This is a genomic window from Kouleothrix sp., from assembly GCF_046328425.1.
Lineage (GTDB): Bacteria > Chloroflexota > Chloroflexia > Chloroflexales > Roseiflexaceae > Kouleothrix.
Genome location: NZ_JAXLWP010000017.1, coordinates 36,821 through 55,062 on the forward strand (window position 1 = coordinate 36,821; position 18,242 = coordinate 55,062).

At 68.3% G+C, this 18,242-nt stretch carries 14 protein-coding genes; 8 read left to right on the forward strand and 6 right to left on the reverse strand.

Features of this window, described 5'->3' with window-relative positions; all coding sequences use genetic code 11:
• Window positions 1-449 precede the first annotated feature (449 nt).
• Window positions 450-4,076 carry a beta-propeller fold lactonase family protein gene (locus U0177_RS16610; RefSeq protein ID WP_409571769.1) on the forward strand — a complete coding sequence of 1,209 codons (3,627 nt, stop codon included), beginning with the start codon at window positions 450-452 and terminating at the stop codon, window positions 4,074-4,076.
• 195 nt (window positions 4,077-4,271) lie between these two features.
• On the opposite strand, the gene U0177_RS16615 is transcribed toward U0177_RS16610, so the two are convergent.
• Both U0177_RS16615 and U0177_RS16620 read right to left on the reverse strand, forming a co-directional pair.
• Complete coding sequence (locus tag U0177_RS16615) at window positions 4,272-6,185, reverse strand: VanW family protein (RefSeq protein ID WP_409571770.1); 1,914 nt, start codon at window positions 6,183-6,185, stop codon at window positions 4,272-4,274.
• Between the two features lie 325 nt (window positions 6,186-6,510).
• The gene (locus U0177_RS16620) at window positions 6,511-7,677 is read right to left on the reverse strand and encodes a M20/M25/M40 family metallo-hydrolase (RefSeq protein WP_409571771.1); all 1,167 of its coding nucleotides are present in this window, start codon (window positions 7,675-7,677) and stop codon (window positions 6,511-6,513) included.
• A gap of 685 nt (window positions 7,678-8,362) precedes the next feature.
• Between U0177_RS16620 and U0177_RS16625 the strand changes: the two genes are divergently transcribed.
• From U0177_RS16625 to U0177_RS16650, 6 genes are all read left to right on the forward strand, one after another.
• Window positions 8,363-10,396: a hypothetical protein gene (locus U0177_RS16625; protein WP_409571772.1), complete on the forward strand. Its 2,034-nt coding sequence runs from the start codon at window positions 8,363-8,365 to the stop codon at window positions 10,394-10,396.
• Between the two features lie 268 nt (window positions 10,397-10,664).
• Window positions 10,665-11,579, forward strand: a complete 915-nt coding sequence (locus U0177_RS16630; RefSeq protein ID WP_409571773.1) for a universal stress protein — start codon at window positions 10,665-10,667, stop codon at window positions 11,577-11,579.
• An 87-nt stretch (window positions 11,580-11,666) separates the two neighbouring features.
• On the forward strand, window positions 11,667-12,023 hold the full coding sequence (locus U0177_RS16635) for a DUF983 domain-containing protein (protein ID WP_409571774.1): 357 nt from the start codon (window positions 11,667-11,669) through the stop codon (window positions 12,021-12,023).
• Between the two features lie 399 nt (window positions 12,024-12,422).
• The gene (locus tag U0177_RS16640) at window positions 12,423-12,917 is read left to right on the forward strand and encodes a hypothetical protein (RefSeq protein ID WP_409571775.1); all 495 of its coding nucleotides are present in this window, start codon (window positions 12,423-12,425) and stop codon (window positions 12,915-12,917) included.
• A 78-nt stretch (window positions 12,918-12,995) separates the two neighbouring features.
• Window positions 12,996-14,075 carry a fatty acid desaturase gene (locus tag U0177_RS16645; protein WP_409571776.1) on the forward strand — a complete coding sequence of 360 codons (1,080 nt, stop codon included), beginning with the start codon at window positions 12,996-12,998 and terminating at the stop codon, window positions 14,073-14,075.
• Window positions 14,076-14,454: 379 nt separating this feature from the next.
• Window positions 14,455-14,670, forward strand: coding sequence for a hypothetical protein (locus tag U0177_RS16650; RefSeq protein WP_409571777.1), 216 nt, complete (start codon window positions 14,455-14,457; stop codon window positions 14,668-14,670).
• 16 nt (window positions 14,671-14,686) lie between these two features.
• On the opposite strand, the gene U0177_RS16655 is transcribed toward U0177_RS16650, so the two are convergent.
• Both U0177_RS16655 and U0177_RS16660 read right to left on the reverse strand, forming a co-directional pair.
• Window positions 14,687-14,917 (reverse strand): hypothetical protein, encoded by a 231-nt coding sequence (locus U0177_RS16655; protein ID WP_409571778.1) that lies wholly within the window; start codon window positions 14,915-14,917, stop codon window positions 14,687-14,689.
• Between the two features lie 23 nt (window positions 14,918-14,940).
• A complete protein-coding gene (locus U0177_RS16660) occupies window positions 14,941-16,488 on the reverse strand; it encodes a nitronate monooxygenase (protein ID WP_409571779.1) in 1,548 nt (515 codons plus the stop codon).
• A gap of 524 nt (window positions 16,489-17,012) precedes the next feature.
• Here U0177_RS16660 and U0177_RS16665 point away from each other — a divergent pair.
• Complete coding sequence (locus U0177_RS16665) at window positions 17,013-17,408, forward strand: pentapeptide repeat-containing protein (protein WP_409571780.1); 396 nt, start codon at window positions 17,013-17,015, stop codon at window positions 17,406-17,408.
• Window positions 17,409-17,610: 202 nt separating this feature from the next.
• Here U0177_RS16665 and U0177_RS16670 read toward each other — a convergent pair whose 3' ends face one another.
• Complete coding sequence (locus U0177_RS16670) at window positions 17,611-17,925, reverse strand: hypothetical protein (RefSeq protein ID WP_409571781.1); 315 nt, start codon at window positions 17,923-17,925, stop codon at window positions 17,611-17,613.
• A gap of 24 nt (window positions 17,926-17,949) precedes the next feature.
• Complete coding sequence (locus tag U0177_RS16675) at window positions 17,950-18,240, reverse strand: DUF2442 domain-containing protein (protein WP_409571782.1); 291 nt, start codon at window positions 18,238-18,240, stop codon at window positions 17,950-17,952.
• Between the last annotated feature and the right edge of the window lie 2 nt (window positions 18,241-18,242).

An 18,242-nucleotide genomic window follows, 5' to 3' on the forward strand; every position in this document is an offset into this window, starting at 1 on the left:
ACGTATAGGCTGATCGCTTGGATTATGGTGGGGTCTGGCGGCTTCGCCGCCCCCGAACTTTCTTTTTGCGCGCCCGGCAAAGCCGGGCGCCGCACAAGAAAACACAGAGAAAACACCAGCACGACATACACGCTCTTGGTGCCTTCATGTCTTGGTGGCTGCGTCTCAGGCAATTTCTAAAGAAATTTTGGGGGTGGCACTGCCGCCCCGAGCCCCAGCATACGCCACAAGCCGCCCACCCCGCGCCAAAAAAAATGTCGTACCAGTGCCCGGCGCGCGCCTGCCGATCGATACTCCTAAGAGATCGGCTCGGTAGACTGCGCACATCTCGCGTGGAAACACCGCAGGGTGGCGCATTCTGCACGGCATTCGCGAAAGGAGGGCGATCCACGCGCGCGACCATCGCCTACGGTTCAAGCCTGGACACTCAAGAAGGTAAGGGAGGTACGATGAAACGATTTCGAGGAAGCCTGGGCTGGATGCTCGGCGGGATGGCGGTATACCTGGCGCTTGTGCTCGGGTTCGCGGTGGCACGCGGCGCGAGCGCCATGCCGGCCGCGCCTGCGGCCGGGCCAGCTGCGTTCGGCAAGCCCACCACCTCCAGCCCGATCGCGCTCTCGGCCAACAACGAGCTGCTGTGGGTCGTGAACCCCGACAGCGACACCGTCTCGGTGTTCCGCACCAGCGACAACGCCAAGGTGATCAGCGACATCGCGGTGGGCGACGAGCCGCAGAGCATCGCGCTGCACCCCAACAACACCTTCGCCTATGTGGCCAACGCCGCCGGCAACAGCATCACGGTGATCAAGATCACCAGCGCCAATGTCAACAGCTTTCTGGCCGCGCCCGACACCAGCGTCGGCCCGCGCGGCGAGATCATCACCGGCGCCGAGCCGTGGAATATCGTGATCTCGCCCGACGGCAACCGCGTGTTCGTGGCCAACAGCGCCCAGGATACGATCAGCGTGCTGCGCACCGACACCAACGCGCTGCTCGGCTCGGTGAACGTCGCCACCACTCCCTGCAACGACCAGACCGGCGACAATGTGGGCGACCCCGACTACCACTTCCAGCCGCGCGGCCTGGCCGTGACGCAAGACAGCACGCGGCTGTTTGTGACGCGCTTCTTCTCGTTCACCGGCGGCGCGGCGCCCAAGCAGGCCACCGACAACGGCAAGCAGGGCGTGGTCTGCCGCTTCAGCGTCAACACCGCCGCCACCAGCGCCGCCGCGGTGCTGAGCGCGCCCAGCAAGATCGCGCTCGCGCCGCAGATCACCGGCTTCAAGATCGACACCAATGCCGATGGCACGCCCGACACCGATACCACCGCCTACCCCAACCAGATGCAGAGCGTTGTGATCCGTGGCGACCGGGCGTTCCTGCCGAATATTGCCGCCTCGCCCACTGGCCCGCTCAAGTTCAACGTCGATACCCAGGCGTTCGTCAGCCAGATCAGCGGCGTGGGCAGCGCCGAGGCCGACGGCGGCGCGCTGAACTTGCACCTCGGCGCGCGCACCCCCGAGGCGAACAAAACCAAGCTGTTCTTCGCGAACCCCTGGGCGATCGCCTTCACCAACCAGAGCGGCGCCGGCGCGGCGTATGTCGTGTCGGCCGGCAGCGACCTGCTGGTGAAGCTGAATGTCGACGCCGCCAATACGATCAGCTTCACCGGCGGCGCCGGCTCGGCCACCACCCGCTATATCGACCTGCACGACCCGGCTAATCCGCAGACGAGCGGCGCCAACGCCGGCAAGAATCCGCTCGGCATCGCGATCTGCGACAGCGGCGCGTGCGCCGGCCGCGCGTATGTGATGAACTACGTCTCGCGCAATGTCTCGGTCGTCGATACCAACACCGACACGGTGGTGGCGGTGCAGTCGGCCAGCGCGCTGCCGCCGCCCGGCACCCAGGAAGAGCAGCTGCATGTCGGCAAGGAGATCTTCTTCTCGTCGCGCGGCGTCTTCGACAACGGCAGCCGCAACCGGCTCTCGAGCGAGGGCTGGCAGAACTGCGCCAGCTGCCACTTCAACGGCCTGACCGACAGCGTGGTGTGGAGCTTCAACGCCGGCCCGCGCAAGTCGGTGCCGCTGAACGCGACCTGGAGCCCGCACAACCCCGACGACCAACGCGTGCTGAATTATTCGGCGATCTTCGACGAGGTGCAGGATTTCGAGCTGAACATCCGCAATGTCTCGGGCCCCGGCGCGAAGAATGGCGCGCTCGACCCCGACCACGGCCTGATCATCCCCGACACCACCGCGCTGACGGACATCGTCGCCTTCGCCAAGCCCAACGGCGGCCGCCCGCAGCAGACGGTGACGCTGCCCGGCAGCAGCACCGCCTGGCCGGCGCTCGACGCCATGAAGGAGTGGGTGCGCTTCGCCGTGCGCACGCCGAATGGCGCGCTCGACGATAGCGTGGTGAGCGGCGGCATCAGCAGCGCCGACATCAGCGCCGGCCGCCGGCTGTTCTTCCGCTCGGGCTGCCAGACATGCCACGGCGGCACGAAGTGGACGGTCAGCAGCCGCGATTTCGCGCCGCCGCCGGCCGGCGCCGCGATCGCCACCGAGACCAACCCCGCCGCGCCGGCGGGCGTCAGCCCAATCGGCGCGCAGTACCTGTTCGAGAAGCTGCGCAACGTCGGCACGTTCGGCTTCAACACCGCCGGCATCGGCGCGGCCGAAAAAACCCAGGACGCCAAGGACGCGCTCGGCAAAGACCACAACCTCGACGGCAAGGGCGATGGCTTCAACATCCCCTCGCTGCTGGGCATCTGGTCGCTGCCGCCCTACTACCACAACGGCGGCTGCGAGACGCTGGCCTGCGTGCTGGCCGACACCAACCACCGCGTGGCCGGACGCCCGGCGCTCAGCGCCAGCGACCAGGCCCAGATCGTGGCGTTCCTGCAGTCGCTCGACGCCGCGACCGCCTTCCCCAGCAACCTGTACGTCAACCGCCACGACATTTTCTTCGACCCGCCCAAGCTCATTCGCGGCACAACCGTGACGGTGGGCGTGAATGTGTCGCTGTTCGGCACCAAGGCCGACCTGGCCGACCTGCTGAATGGCGGCAGCCTGACCGTGCAGTTCAGCGCGCCGGGCCTGAACGATAGCAAAACCATCACTGCCGCCGACTTCGGCCAGGATTTCGGCCAGGCCACCGTGACAACCAGCTGGAATGTGCCCAACAGCACCGGCCGCGTGCCGGTGACCGTCACAGTCAGCAGCGGCGGCGCCATCCCCGAGGCCAACGAGCGCGACAACAGCGCGACGCGCCGGGTGCTGATCGAGAACCCCACGCCCGACACCACCCCGCCGGCGGTGACGGCCGGCAGCGTGAACATCAGCGACGACAACCCGTTCACCGTCAACGACCCGATCGCGACCACGCGCAACGTCAAGATCCGCTTCCAGGCCAGCGACTCGGGCGGCAGCGGCGTGGCCTCGGCCTGCGTGGTGCGCTACTCGTACGACGCGCGCCAGCGCCGCTGGGTCGAGGAGGAGTGCCGGTTCAGGGCGGTCACGCCCGACGCCGGCAGCAGCGACACCTTCACGATCGACGCGCAGCTGCCCGACAGAGTCGGCACCGCCTACGCGTTTGTGTGGGTGAAAGACGGCGCGGGCAATATCTCGCGCCGGCCCGGCTTCGACGTGATCAGCTACATCCCGGGGGCGAAGGTGTTCACGCTCGAGCGCAACGATACGCGGCTATTCCGCATCACGCTCGACGCCGGGCAGTCGCTGACGCTGACGTTCACGCCGTCGGTTGGCGATATCGACGTGCTGCTGTTCAAGAATGGCAGCTTCCAGAGCAGCAGCGCGAATAGCGGCACGCAGCCCGAGAGCGTCACGCTCAGCTCGACGGCGAACGGGACGCTGTTCCAGGTGGAGGTGCACGCGGTGGTGAACAGCCGCTTCACCGCGGGCGTGTCGGCCGGCGCAGCTGCGGCGCGGCCGGCGGCGGACACCAGCGCGCTCGCCGCGACCACGCCCACGCCGATCGTGGCGGGGCCGCCGGCGCAGCAGGCAGCCATCGAGGGCATCCCCGAGCTGTTTGTGCCGGTGGCGCAGCGCTAGCCCCAGCACGATTTTAGAGCTTGTGCGCCGCGCCGGGCGCCGCACAAGAAGAGCATCTCGGCGGCTTCGCCGCCCCCGAGATGCTCTTCGGCGCTGTGGCAGAGCGGCGGCTCTGCCACAGCGCGAAAAACGAATACCTTTGGAGGGTCTGCGACCCTCCAAACCTCCCACTGGATGGGGAGGCCAGCGCCGGCGCTACTGCGCGGTGCCGCGCGCAAACACATTCGGCCAGGCCTTGAAGCGAGTGAAAAACGTCTCGGGGGCGCGCTGCTGGCCTTGCTCGCTGATCACGCGGTACACCGTAATATCCATGCCCCGGCGGGCGTGGTCGGTCTGCTTCACCGTGCCAAGCGGCAGCGTGCTGTCGTCGACGTACACCGGCTGGTCGGGCGCGGCGATCACCCGGCCGATGTCGGGGCCGCGCACCTCAACCGTGCGGTCGGGCTTGGTGCCGTACAGCCGCACCGCCAGCACCTGGGCCTCGTCGTCGACGCTGGCCTCCATCAGCAGCCAGTGGCCGGTGTCGTTCACGAACTTCAGATCGAGCACGCCGGTGTAGATCGTCGCGTCCATGCCCGGCCCGGCCTGGTCGGGAAAGCTGAAGTCGTCGTACCAGCTGATGTAGAACGGGTGGGCGTGGCGCTCGGTGATCGGCAGGCCGGCCCAGAACGCCGCGCGGAACACGGTGGTCGAATCCTGGCAGACGCCGCCGCCCCATTCGAGCTGGGTGCGGTTGCCGATCACGGCGTAGCCCTGCACAAAGCCATTGCTCTCGTCGATCGCGCCGATCTGGGTGTTGAACGAGAACTCGGCGCCCGGCGGGATGAGCACGCCGTCGAGCTTGGCCGCGCCGGCCTTGATGTTCGCGATGCGGTAGGACGCCGAGCCGGCGAAGCTGCTCTTGCCCTCGCCCACCAGGTCGGCAATGCCGAGCGCCGGCAGCGTCTTGGCGGTGACCTGCGGCGTCAGCTGCGCCACCGGCAGCGCAAGCTCGCGCTGGCTGAGCCGCAACGTCGCGCTGATCGCCTGCGCGGCGGCGGCCTGGTCGAGCCGCCAGCCGTCCTGGCCGGGCTGGGTGATCTTCAGCTTGCCGCCACGAAAGGCCACGCGCGGCTCGCTGCTGCCCGAGTCGACAACCTGGGCCAGCTGCTGCACCGCCTTGCCGAGCCGCTCGGCATCGACGCGCACGCGCATCTGGCCGCCCGCAGCGTCGACGGCCAGCAGCGTGGCGATCTTGGCGGCGTCCCACGTCACGCGCTGCTGGCCGCGCGCGAGCGTCAGCGGCTGGCTCAGCAGCGCGCGCGCCTCGGCGGCGGCGGGGGCCAGCGCCGCGTCGCCGAGGCGCGGCGCCAGCGCGCGGGTGCGCAGCGCCACCTGCTGCGGCGCCAGCGTCGCCAGCGCGCGCACGATCTCGCTCGCGGTGTCGTCGGCCAGCGCCTGGCGGCCGGGCTGGCTGGGCGTCGGCAGCACGCGGCCCTCGGCGATGCTCAGCGCCGCGTCGCGCGGCGGCCGCTCGATCGCGGCGGCGACGGTGGCGAGGTAGCCCTGCAGCACGCGCGCGTCGACGCTCAGGCGCGGGGCGATGTCGAGTCCGCCGCGCCAGATCTGCCACAGCTCGCGCGCGCGCTCGGCCGGCCCGCCACGGTGCCCGGCCGCCAGCACGTCGCCGGCCACGGCGTCGGGGTCGAAGCGCACCCCCAGCTGCGCCAGCGTCGGCGACCAGGTGCGGCCCTCGAAGCTGAGCGTGAGCGGCGCGCGCACGAACGCGGCGTAGCGCTGCTCGGCCAGCGCGCGCACCTCGGCGCGGCTCCGGCCTGCCACCGGCTGGCCCTGCAGGCTCACGCCGGCCAGCGCCTGGTCGCCCGCGAACAGGCCGATTGCGTACGGCAGCAGCGCGAACGCGCCCAGCCCCAGCAGCACCAGCGCCAGCAGCACGCCCAGGCCGCGGCGGCGCGGCCGGATCGCCCGGCGCTCGCGGCGCTGCCACTCGCGCCGCAGCGGGCGCTCGTCGTCGTCCAGCGGCTCGACCGTCGGCGGCGGCGCGTCGGCACGCTGCCCGGCGCGGCGGCGGCTGATCGGGCCATACTCCTGGTAGTATTTGTCGGGCATAGGCGCCTCACCGGCGACGTATCGATCGAGGAATCGGGCTTTGGTAGTGCATGATCGCAGAGCGTTTGTAAAGCCTATCACGTTTACATGCGGCTGTCAAGAATGGCGCATGCGGCTCCAGGGCTCGTGCAACACTGGCCCTCACCCCCCTCTCCCGCGTGCGGGAGAGGGGGGAAGGGGGTGAGGTCGCGGCGGCGACCGCACCACACAGCCAGATGTGTTTCCCCTCCCCTGACAGGGGAGGGAGTAGGGGGAGGGGTCGAAAGACGTTGCACGAGCCCTACATGCGGCTCGTGCGCGCGGCAGATGGAGCGATTGCCCAGCCCTACTGCTGAGCCGCGCGCAGCGCCAGCAGCGCCAGCAGCGCCGTGCGCGGCACAATGCTCGAGGCCAGAATATACTCGCTCGGGCTGTGGTCGAGCCCGCCGACCGGGCCGAGGCCGTCGAGCACCGGCAGGCCCATGCTGGCGAAGTAGTTGGCATACGACACGCCGCCGGTCGAGGCGGCGCGCGTGGCAAAGCCCAGCTCGCCAGCGCAGGCGATCGCCAGCTCGGCCAGCGCGGCGATCTGCGGCGTGCGGGCCATGGGCGGCGCGCCCCAGCCGCCGCTCAGCTCGGCGCGCACCCCCGGCACCGCCGTGGCCCCCGCCGCCGCGTGCAGCGCCGCGATCAGCGGCTCGATGTCGGCCGGGTCGACTACGCGCGCGTCGACGGTGGCGCGCGCGTAGTCGGGCACGGCGTTGGGCACCGTGCCGCCCTGCACCACGCCGACGTTCACCGTGACGCCGGGGCGAAAGCCGTTCAGCGCCTGGAGCGCGATCGTGTGGTGCGCCAGCGCCAGCACCGCGTGGGCGCCCTTCTCGGGCTCGACGCCGGCGTGCGCGGCTTTGCCGAATTCCTCCAGCACGAAGTTGCCGCCGCCCTTGCGCGCCGCCACAATGTCGCCGTTCTCGCGCCCGCACTCGAGCACCAGCGCCAGATCGTACTGCGGCGCCAGCTCGCGCATCAGCGCCAGCGAGGCGCGCATGTCGGTCTCCTCGTCGCCGCCGCACATCAGGCTCAGCGTGCCGACCGGGCCGAGCAGGCCGAGGTCTTCGAGCGCGGCCATGGCGTACAGCGCCGAGAGCAGGCCGCTCTTGTTGTCGGCGCTGCCGGGGCCGCGCAGCACATCGCCCTCGGCCACCAGCGGGCGCGCCGCCGCCACGCCCACCGGGTAGACGGTGTCGAGGTGCGCGGCCAGCAGCACACGCAGCCGCCCGGCGCCGCGCACCGTGGCCACCAGGCTATCGCCGGCCTGCGCGTCGGGCCACTCGCGCAGCTCCCAGCCGCGCGCCTGCACCCAGCGCCGCACCCAGGCGCCGGCCTCGTCGACGCCCGGCTTCGACGCCGTGGGGCACTCGATCGCGCACAGCGCGCGCAGCTCGCCGATATACGCGCCCTGGCGCGCCGCGAGGTACGCCGAGAGCGCCTGGGCCTCGGGGGTTGTGATCATGGTAAATGCTCCCTTGCGATTTGCGGAACGCGTAGACTTTGATGATGCCTATTATAGCAATCCTATCGGCTTCATAAAGGGGAGAAGATGTTCTTTGGGGGGCTGCGCCCCCCTGGCCCCTGCTTTTTATGACTCATTTAGGATTGCTATGCCCCTCGCATTTCCCTTCTGGCGGGTGGCGGCCACGAATGTGGCCGCCACCCGCCAGAAAAAGTGGATATTTGGAGGGACTTCGTCCCTCCAAACCACCCTTTTCAGACAGCTTCTGAGACGGAACCACCAAGACACGGAGACACCAAGAGCGTGTATGTCGTGGTGATGCTTGCTCCGCGTACGGCCGCTTGGTGCCTTTGTGGTACGCAGGCTTTGCAGATAGGCTCCGAGGCATGCGCCACGGCGGCATAATGTGCGGCGGCGCCCTTTGCGCAGCCCCAAAACCCGCCCCAGCGGCCCTGCTCTTGCTCACAAGCTTAAGCGATGGTGAGAAAACAGGCCAGCGGCGCATCGGCGCTTTAGCGCATTGCAACGGCCAAAAACGCACGCCCGGCGCGCGCCGCAAGGTTTGCCGCCACCCCGCCGGTATGCTATGCTTTTACTCAAGCAACTGCCCATGGCTCCTCGCCCGAACAGTCGCGCCGGCGCGCCGCGCCGCGCATTACCATACATCCTGGAAAGGTTTGTTTTCATGTCGATCGCCGACGATCACACGCCCGACCGTAGCAGGCTGGTGTACCGCTACCACGAGCGCCTGTACCGCCTTGCGCTGCTGCTGAGCGGCGCGCCCAAGGCCGCCGCCGCGCTCACCGAGGCCGCGTTTCGCCGCCTGCCCGCCGATACCCCCGCCGACGCCGCCGAGCCGGCGCTGCTGCGCGCCCTGCTGGCCGGCCAGCCGCCGCGCCAGCGCTGGGCCTTCGCCACGCCCGACCTGAGCCACACCACGCTGGGCGCTACGCAGGCCGCCGGGCTGCTGGCCGAGCTGGCCGCACGCACCCCGGCCGCGCGCCTGGCGCTGGGCCTGGCCTATATCGCCGGCAGCGCGCCGGACGAGATCGAGGCGCTGCTGGCGCACCCCGGCCTCGACGCCGCCGCCGAGCTGGCCGCGTTTCGCGCGGCTGCCGCGCGCGCGCTAGGGCTGCTGCCGCCCGACGCCGACATAGCCGAGGTCGAGCGGATCGACCGCTGGGCCGAGGGCCAGCTGAACGAGGCCGACCAGCTCGCCGTGCGGCGCGACCTGATCGAGCGCGCGGATCTGCGCGCCGTGCGCGACGGGCTGCTGGCCACGCGCGAGCTGCTGCCGCGCGCCATCCCGGCGCTGTTCGCCGCCGCGCCGCCCCACACGCTCACCGAGAAGCTGCTGAAGCTCGCCCAGCCGCGCCGCCTGCCGGCGCGCCACCTGCCGGCGCGCCGCGCGCAGCTGGCGCTGGCGGCCGGCATTCTGCTGCTCGCCGCCGCGATCGTCGCCGTGCCCTCGTGGCTGGCCGGCCGCGCGGCGCGCCCGAGCGCCCCGGCCACCGCCACAGCCCCGGCCGACATGATCGAGGCCGCCATCCACCGCTTCGACCGGCCGCCGGTGAGCGAGGGCGTGCTGCACGAGCTGTACCGCGTCGAGCGCGACAGCCAGCCGGCCGTGCTGATCGAGCGCTGGTACGACTACGCCAGCCCCAACCGGCTGGCCATCCGCATCAGCGCCGAGGGCAGCGACGGCCCGCCGCTGATGCAGGTGAGCAGCGACGGCCGCAGCCTGGTGCAGTTCCGCTACGACCACGCGCGCTCGTTTGGCGAGGAGTCGGTCGACATCCAGCTCTCGCAGGGCGAGGCGCAGGCGGTGGTGCCGCTGCTGCGCGGCCAGCCGATCGTCTCGAGCTTCGCGCGCGACAGCGACCAGCCCGGCGATCTCGGGCCGCTGTTCCTGGCGCAGGCCCGCGCCAGCGGCGCGCGCTTGCTCGGCCAGACGACACTGCTCGGCCGGCCGGCCGCGCTGCTGACCTACGAGACCGACGCACCGCCGGGGCAGCCACGGCTCAGCCAGCCGGCGCGCGTCGTGCTCACGCTCGACACGCAGATGTACGCGCTGCTCGACGCCTCGGTGCTGCCGATCGGCGCCGCCGAGGGCACGGCGGTGCACGCCGTGCGCGCCCAGCAGGTCGAGCTACTGGCGCAGGCCGGCGCCGCGCCCTTTACCCTGCCGACCGAGCCGGGCGTGGCGTCGCGGATCGGCATTGGCAGCGTGCGCTTCCCGTTTATCGACGGCAACGAGCAGCTGACGATCGACGCGCTGGCGCTGCGCCAGCCCGGCAGCCTGCTGGCGCCGCTGGCGCTGCCCGACACGCGCATGCGCGGCATTGCCTTCAAGAACGGCGGCCCCACCAGCGACGACATCGTGCTGCTGTACGAGGGCGAGTTCCAGAACATCATCCTGCTCTCGCGCTTCCGGCCGGGCGCGAGCCAGCAGCTTGGCGAAGAGCAGAGCGCCGGCGCGTTCCGCTACCGCCTGGTGGCCAACCGCAGCTTCGGCGGCGCGCTGGCGGCGCTGGTGTACCGCCCCGAGGCGCCATCGCGCGCGATTGGCGTCATCCTTAACGATGAGCTGGCCACCGACGCCGAGCGCCAGGCGCGGCTCAGCGCGCTGATCGCCTCGCTCGCGCCGATCGACGACCAGACGCTGCCCGCGCTGCGGCAGACTTTCCAGCCGCCCGATTCGACCGCCGGCAAAAGCTAGGGCGCCATAGGCGGGCGGGAATAGACCCCGCCCGCAGGCGCTTTTCGCGCGTTCCTTCCCGCCCCCAGCCCCCCACCATAAAGCGTACGGCTCATGCCGCCAACCTTCACCCTCAGTTGCGGGATCTCCACGCAGCCGCGCGGCGCGGCTTGCTACGATCGAAGTCGCATCGCCAACATGCCACACGCGCCATCGTACAACCACGGCCCGCCACGCGACGAGCCGGGCATTCGCGATCCACGAGCGACAATCTTGTAGCGAGGGCGCTATGCAGACCATGCTGGTTCCGCTCGACGGCTCGGCGCTGGCCGAGCAGGCGCTGCCGTTCGCGCACCTGCTGGCGCCGCTGCTGGGCGCGCGCGTGGTGCTGCTGCAGGTATTCCCCGACCCCGAGCACGAGTACAGCGTTATCAGCGCGCCGGCCGACGCCCCCGGCGCGGCCGGCGCGCGCTGGGCGCACCAGCAGCACCAGCGCTGGCTGGCGCAGCGCGGCGAGATCGAAGCCTACCTCGAGATGCACGCCGCGCCGCTGCGCGCCGCCGGCATCGAGGCCACAGTGGATGTCGAGGTCGGGCTGCCGGCCGCCGGCATCCTGCGCGCCGCCGAGCGCCAGCACGCCAGCCTGATCGCGCTCGCGGGCCACGGCTACGGCCGGCTGCGCCGCTGGGCCAGCGGCAGCGTCACCGAGCAGCTGGTGCTGAGCGCCGGGCTGCCGCTGCTGCTGCTGCGGCCGGGCCTGAGCGCGCCGGCCGCGCTCGCGCGCATCCTGGCGCCCTTCGACTGCTCGGTGTACAGCCGGCACGTGCTGGCCTACGCCCTGATGCTGGCCCACAGCGCCGCCGCAGAGCTGGTGGTGCTGCACACTGTCGCCGCCTCGATCGAGGAGCTGTTGGCAGGCGAGGCGCCCGCCGCCGCCCAACGCGCCGCGCTGGGCGCGCACGTGCAGCAGGCGTACGCCGCGCACTTCGGCGCGGGCGCGGCGCGGGCGCGATTCTCTGCGGAGATCGGCATCGGCAACCCCACCGACGCGATCGTCGAGGAAGCCGGCCGCCACCAGTCCCAGCTGGTGATCATCGCCCGCCAGCGCAATGGCGGCACGCGCCGCCGCGCCGCCGCGCCCGACATCGAGGTGCTCAGGCGCGCGGTGGACGCGCCGCTGCTGCTGCTGCCGCCACGGCCATAGCCCGCCCCGGCATGGATCGGCACGCCGTGGTACAATGCCGCGAGCGCGCCGCCGCGAGCCCCGTATTCTTCGGAAACAGACAGCTCGATGCTACGAATCCTGCGGATCCTACTGCTGGGCCTGCTGCTGACGTGCCCGGCCTGCCGGCACGGGCGCATGTTTCGCTCGCTGTTCGTGATGAACGTGCGCTGCCCGGTGTGCGGCGTGATCTTCGAGCGCGACGCCGGCGAGGTCACCGGCGGCATGGCGATCAACATGACCCTGACCTCGACCTTTGCGCTGGTGGCGGGCGGCGTGCTGGGCATCGCCACGGACATCCCGGCCGGCGAGCTGATCGTGCTGCTGGGGCTGGCTACCGCCGGCTTCGGCATGCTGTTCTACCGCCACGCGCGCGGCCTGTGGACCAGCATCCTCTACCTTACGGGGTCGATCTTCGAAGACTAAATGAATGTTGTCTCTGTCGCTATGCCGCTGGCGCATGCCTCGTGGCGCGGATACGGGTGATGGTTGGCCCCGAGGCATGTGCGCCTGGCGTCGCCGCTGGCACGGCCTTCCCGTAGGGCGCGCATCGTGCGCGCCGCTCTCCCTCGCTCCCTCGCTCAGTCGGGGTGGGCTGAAAATTGGCACGCCGGGCCATGACGTGCTATACTAGGGCTCGGCCCCGTTCCTAGTGAGTACGATGAGGGACAGCGAACGCTCACACTAGTCGAGTGTTCGCTATCCCTCTTTATGCTTATTGTAGCGCCATCACCTGCGTCGACAGCGCGCACACTATATCCTGGCAGCCCTCTTGCACCTGGCCGTACCGGGAAGCGGGTTCTTGGGGGCAAACGAGGAACGATTATGATCACCGACCAGAACGCTGTCGACGCCGGGTGGTACTTCGACCAGCTTCACCAACAGCCGGTCTACCTCTTCTGGGATCGGACGGCCTGGCGCGCGCGGTTCGTGTGGCAGGAGCCGCTCGCCGAGATACCGCTCGACCAGGGCGGGAAGGTGGCCGTCGAGGATGCGCTCCTGACCGCCGATATGTATCATCGCCTGATCCCACTAGGCCAGGCGGCCGTGAAAGACTACACCAGCGTGGGCGGGAGCGCCCTGCGAGAGCTGTATGGCCTCCGCCGCCTGGTGCAGGTCAAGCCGGCGCTCGGCGGCCACGGCGTGTTTATCCAGGCGCCGGCCGCGGAAGATCGCGGCCAGTGCGACCCATTATGTCAGGCGGTCTGGCTATCCGACGACGAGATTCCTACGATCATCCGCGCGCTGCAGGCCCGGCGGCGCATGGTTCTGGATTCGGGCAAGGATCCGGGTGGCCCGCCAACTGCGGGCGATAGCTGAGCAGCGGCTTTGGCCCTACGCACGGGCAAGCTCTGCCGGCGCGCTCGCAACGATGTATTTTCAGCTTAGCATGGAGGTATGATGCAATCATCCCCGCAGCACCGCGACGGCGGCAAATCCCCAACCTGGCAGCAGGTGGTGGCGAAATACCAGAACCCCAGCTGGCAGCGCAGCCTTTGGCAGGTGATCAATACGTTCGTTCCCTACGCGGCCTGCCTGGCCCTGATGTATGTCGCCCTATCGTACTCGTACTGGATCGTGCTGGCGCTCGCGCTGCCGGCCGGCGGCCTGCTCACGCGGATCTTTATCATCTTTCACGACTGCGGCCACGGCTCGTTTTTCCGCTCGAAGCGCGCAAATAATATCCTCGGGACGATCTGCGGGCTGCTGGTGTTTACGCCCTACTACCAGTGGCGCTTCGACCACGCCATCCACCACGCTACGTCGGGCGATCTGGATCGCCGCGGAACCGGCGATATCTACACGATGACGGTGCGCGAGTACCTGGCGCTATCGCCCCGCGAGCGCTTCAAATACCGGGTCTATCGCAGCCCGCTCATCTTGCTTGGCGCCGGGCCGTGGTTCATGTTCCTGGTGGCCCAGCGCTTCAGCAGCGCCCACTCGCGCATGCGCGAGCGCGCCAGCGTCTACGGCACGAACCTCGCGATCGTGGCAGTCTTGGCGCTGATGTGGGCGACGATCGGGATCAAGGCGTACCTGCTCATCCAGCTGCCAGTCATGTTCGTAGCCGGCCTCGCCGGCGTCTGGCTGTTTTACATTCAGCACCAGTTCGAGGGAACCTCGTGGCGGCGCCACGAGCAGTGGGACTACGTCACGGCGGCCCTGCGCGGCAGCTCGTACTTCAAGCTGCCCAAGGTGCTCCAGTGGTTCACCGGCAACATCGGGCTGCACCATATCCACCACCTTAGCTCGCGCATTCCCAACTACGCGCTGCAGCAGTGCATGGACGAAAACCCGATGTTTCAGGATGTCACGACGATCACACTGCGCAGCAGCCTACATTCGCTCAGGCTCAATCTGTGGGACGAGGAGGCCGAGCGCCTGGTTAGCTTCCGGCAGGTGCGGGCGGCGCAGCAGGCCCACGAGGCCCGCGAGCGAGTACAGCCGGGTGGCCGCTCGTTCCCGGTTGGCGATTGATACGCTGTTCGCTTGATCAGTTCATAGATGTAGGACATGCGCAGTTGGCGTGCTCAGCCTTCGGCAGAGCGGTACTTTCCTTTTGGACGTGTGCGGTTTTCCGCGCTCCGCGCGGAAAACCGCACACGATGATCACAAAGTACCTTGCTGCCGCAGGCAAATTACTCGGCTTCCTGAAGCCGAACAGCGTAACTGCGTATGTCCTAAGATTGTGCTGCACTCCGTGGCTTCGCCACGGAGTGCAGCACAAAACGAAACTTGGGGGCAGCTCCGCAAAACGACATACGCAGTCGGGCGCTTTTGCCTGGGGCAGCTATGTACGGTGTTTCTGCGATCTGCGTTGAAACACCGCACACAGATACAGTGGAAGGTAGCGCGAATGAGTACCAAGTACGACCGTGTTCAGCGATCCGGACGGATCTACCATTTTTCGGTGGACGAGGTCGATCACAAAGCTTTTATCTGGCAGCTCGGCAAGCAGTTTCACGGCCGCGTCGAAGGCGCGCCCCACGTTCCGCAGTGCAGCGGGCGCACGGCGCTGGAGGTGCGCGACGCGCTCCAGCAGAAGCTGATCGCGCACAACGGCGCGAAATAGCGGCCTCTGGGCCAGCCTACTCCGCGTTCGCCTCGCGGTCGATCAGCCGGAAGAAGGCCGTCAGGACATTGTGCGTGGTTGCGTCAGCGCACGTCAGGATCGTGAACAGCCCGACGACCCGCTTATCTGCTACGCTGGCATTATCGACATAGTAGCGCCCCTGGCTGTCTTTGTGGATCAGGGCGACGCCGCTCACCGGCGCGCCCCAGCGCGGCTCGCGGTAGGTTAAAATCTGCACATCACTCATATCTGCTCCTCGCTGATGCTTCGTCATTCGCCAAGCATATCGGCAACCACGTCCCTGGCCCAGTAGTGGCTCTGCCCCTGCCGCGAAAGCCGCCGGATGCCATCGAGGTGGTTGCCCAGTGTGACAATCGCCGGCTCCTCGTGGCGCTCGCCGTGCCGCTCGCCGACCTGGCCCAGGCCGACGCACGCCAGCAGGCCGTTGCACAGGCAGCGGCGATCCTCGGTGTTGCGCCTCAGGCCGCGCTTGTTGACATAGCCCTCGACCGGCGCGGCCGCGCAGCGCTGAAAGATCGTGCGCGTTCCGTCGTCGCCCGCCGTGCTCACCCCAATCTGCTGGAGCAGCCCGATGTCGCAGACACGCCGCCGCTGCTCGTAGACCGCCTGATCCGCCAGGGTTCCCTTGAGCTGCACGACTTTGAAGGCAAACCCGGTTGGCGAGAACAGCGTCGTTCGCACCAGCGAGCCGTCGTCGGCGCCGCTGCGCAGCTGCTGCAGGATCGCCGAGCGGTACTCTGGCTGCATGCCGGATTCCTCGGCCAGCGCGAAGACCGACCCGATCTGCACGCCGGCCGCCCCGGCCGCGCGCGCCTCGGCTAGCTTCGAGCGGCTGCCATACCCGCCGGCCAGCCAGAACGGGCGCCCGACCTCGCGGATCGCCGCAAGGTCGGGGGTGTCCTGGTCGCCGTAGATCGGCTGCCCCTGCTCGTCCTTGTGCATTGGGCCCACCGGGTTGGCGTTGTGCCCGCCGGCAGTATGGTGCTCGATGATAAAGCCGTCGGGGGCTTCGCTGGCGCTGGCCGCCAGGGCCTGCACCAGGCCGTCCAACGACACAATCGCCAGAAAGGCCGGCCGCTTCAGCGGCTGCCTGGCGAAGGCGCCACCGGCGATCTGCTGCGGGTCGAAGGCGAGCGCAAATTCCTCGCCGGCCTCCTGGTACAACACCGGCAGCGTGCGCGTCACTGCGGCGTGGGCCGCCAGGCGCGAGCAGATCGCCGGCAGCCCGTCGGGGTTGCCCGCGCCGACGATCACGCCGTCGACACCAGCAAGCATCGCGCCATACATGACATAGATCAGCGGAAGCTCGATCTTGTTCAGGAAGTTGATGAAGACGGTGCCGGCATGGCCGTCTTTCGCGAGCCACACCTCGGCAAACCCCGTGGCGATCAGCAGCTCGATCACGTCGTCGTCCAGGCTAAGCGGCGCAGGCGCGCGGTCGCCGGCCGGCGTGGGCAGGGCCGACCACCCCGGCAGCGTGTGGACAAGCTGCATGGGCGCGCGCGCGAAGCGCGCCTCGGGCGCCTTGCCGCCGTCGATGAAGTAGCGATCGCAGATCTTCTGGCCAATGCCGGCGCCGAACGCGGCGTCGAAGGCACGCAGGGCGCGGCGGGCATGGCCGCCCGGGTCGCCCAGCTGCAGCAGCCGCACATAGACTACGTCGAGGGCCGTGCCCGAGACGGTGCCGGCGGCCTGGCCGGGGCGGGCTGCTGCGACAGCCTGGGCGAGCCGCCAGTTGGAAACGTAGACGCCCATGCCGCCCTGGATAAGCCTGATATTCTCGAGGAACTGCATCACAGTTGCCTTCCTGCGCATTGCGCCGGAGCGTGCGGTGCGGCACGCAAACCAAACGGGGGCGTAGGCACCCCCAGACGAGGCGGTAATGATTGCTTGCGGGGAAACGCTTGGCGTGCGCCGGCCTGCACGACGGCGGGCGACCAGCAGACAGACCGCGCGGCGATCCGGAATGATCCTGGCTATCGCGAACCGCGTGAGTGCTCGTCAGGCGCTGGGCGATCGGGTCGAGCGCGTCGCTCGGGCAAAGAGGTCGGTGGGCGGGCGAAGTGGTACCGGTTCAGTATACCACACATGGGGTTACAGCCCGGTACACGATCCCAGAAGGGCGTACGCACCACCTTGAACTCTATCGTTTTTCCGGTATACTACAGCTGTACGCAGCCTGCTGAACAGCTTTCAGGGCCAGAGCCCGCCTGAACGGACCAACGCATTTCGTCCGCTGGCTCGGTGTGCGCCGAAATCGCGGCGGCCAGCGGCGCGGACAATGGAGACGCACATCCTAGCGCTTGATGAAAGGAACATCCATGATCGTCAATGGGTACCAGATCGAGCCGGGGGCTAAGCTGTCGTGGGCTGACCTGTCGGGACGCAACCTGTCGGGCGCGGATCTGTCGGGGGCCAATTTGCACGGGGCCGACCTGACAGAGGCCAACCTATCGGCGGCCATCCTGACGAAGGCCGATCTGTCGACGGCTTTCCTAAGGGAGGCCAACCTGTCAGGGGCAAACCTGTCGGGGGCCAACCTAAAGGAGGCCAACCTAATGAGTGCCGACCTGACAAAGGCCGACCTGTCGGGGGCCACCCTGACAGACGCTAGCCTAATGTGCGCCAACCTGAGCGAAGCGATTGTGACGTATGCCCAACTGTCGGGGGTCGACTTGACGGCGGCCACCATGCCCGATGGCACCACGCACGAGTAGCACAGCACCGGCATCTGCGGCGCCCTCGTTCGGCTGAAACTGCTCTACCCGCCGTCTTAGCCCTTCAGGATGCAATGCCTGGGGGCTTTTTGCTGCCTGGCGTCGCACTGACCTCTGCGTTGAGTGCTCAAGCCCGGTTTGAGTAATCACACCAGCGAGCACATTCGCCTTATGCCGTAATCGAGCAATCGCCAAGCGCAGTTCATACCGCGAAGCCGACAATCGTATCTCCTCGATACGCACACGCTTGCTGCTGCACATACAGCTTGCCCGTCTCACTCACACCGCTGATCACCGACAGATGCGTATAAGGCTTCGGAGCACGCAAGATGGGCGTCTGTCCGACTGGCGCGTAGGTACGGACGACTGCTGGCAGAAGATAGAATGCTGCTTCGTCTACGTAGAAGATTGTCCGTTGCTCGTCGTGGGCTTTTTTGATCGCTGGCCATTCTTCCGCTCTCCAGCGTGCAATTTCCTCGTCATCAGGCTGGGCGGCACGCTCAATCGGCTTTTGCACACTCCAGCGGTGTTTTCTCTACACTTAGTGATGTGCTTGGCCCGGCTGTATCGGATCTTCTTGCGCCCAAGGCGGCGTACCTTCATAAAACAGGACATCAGGATCAATGTCTGCGCCATTTGGCCACGCAATGGTGCCGCCTTCGACTTGGGCTGAGCGGAAATAAACTGCGTCGTTTCGTACTGGCTCAAAGATCGCACCGCTCGCAATATAGAGTGCCAAGTTGATATCGCGTTGCTCACCGTTTGTAAACCGCACCCGCATGACGGGTGGTTCTAGCGGCTCGATTGATTGAACTCGAATGAATTGCGCCATGA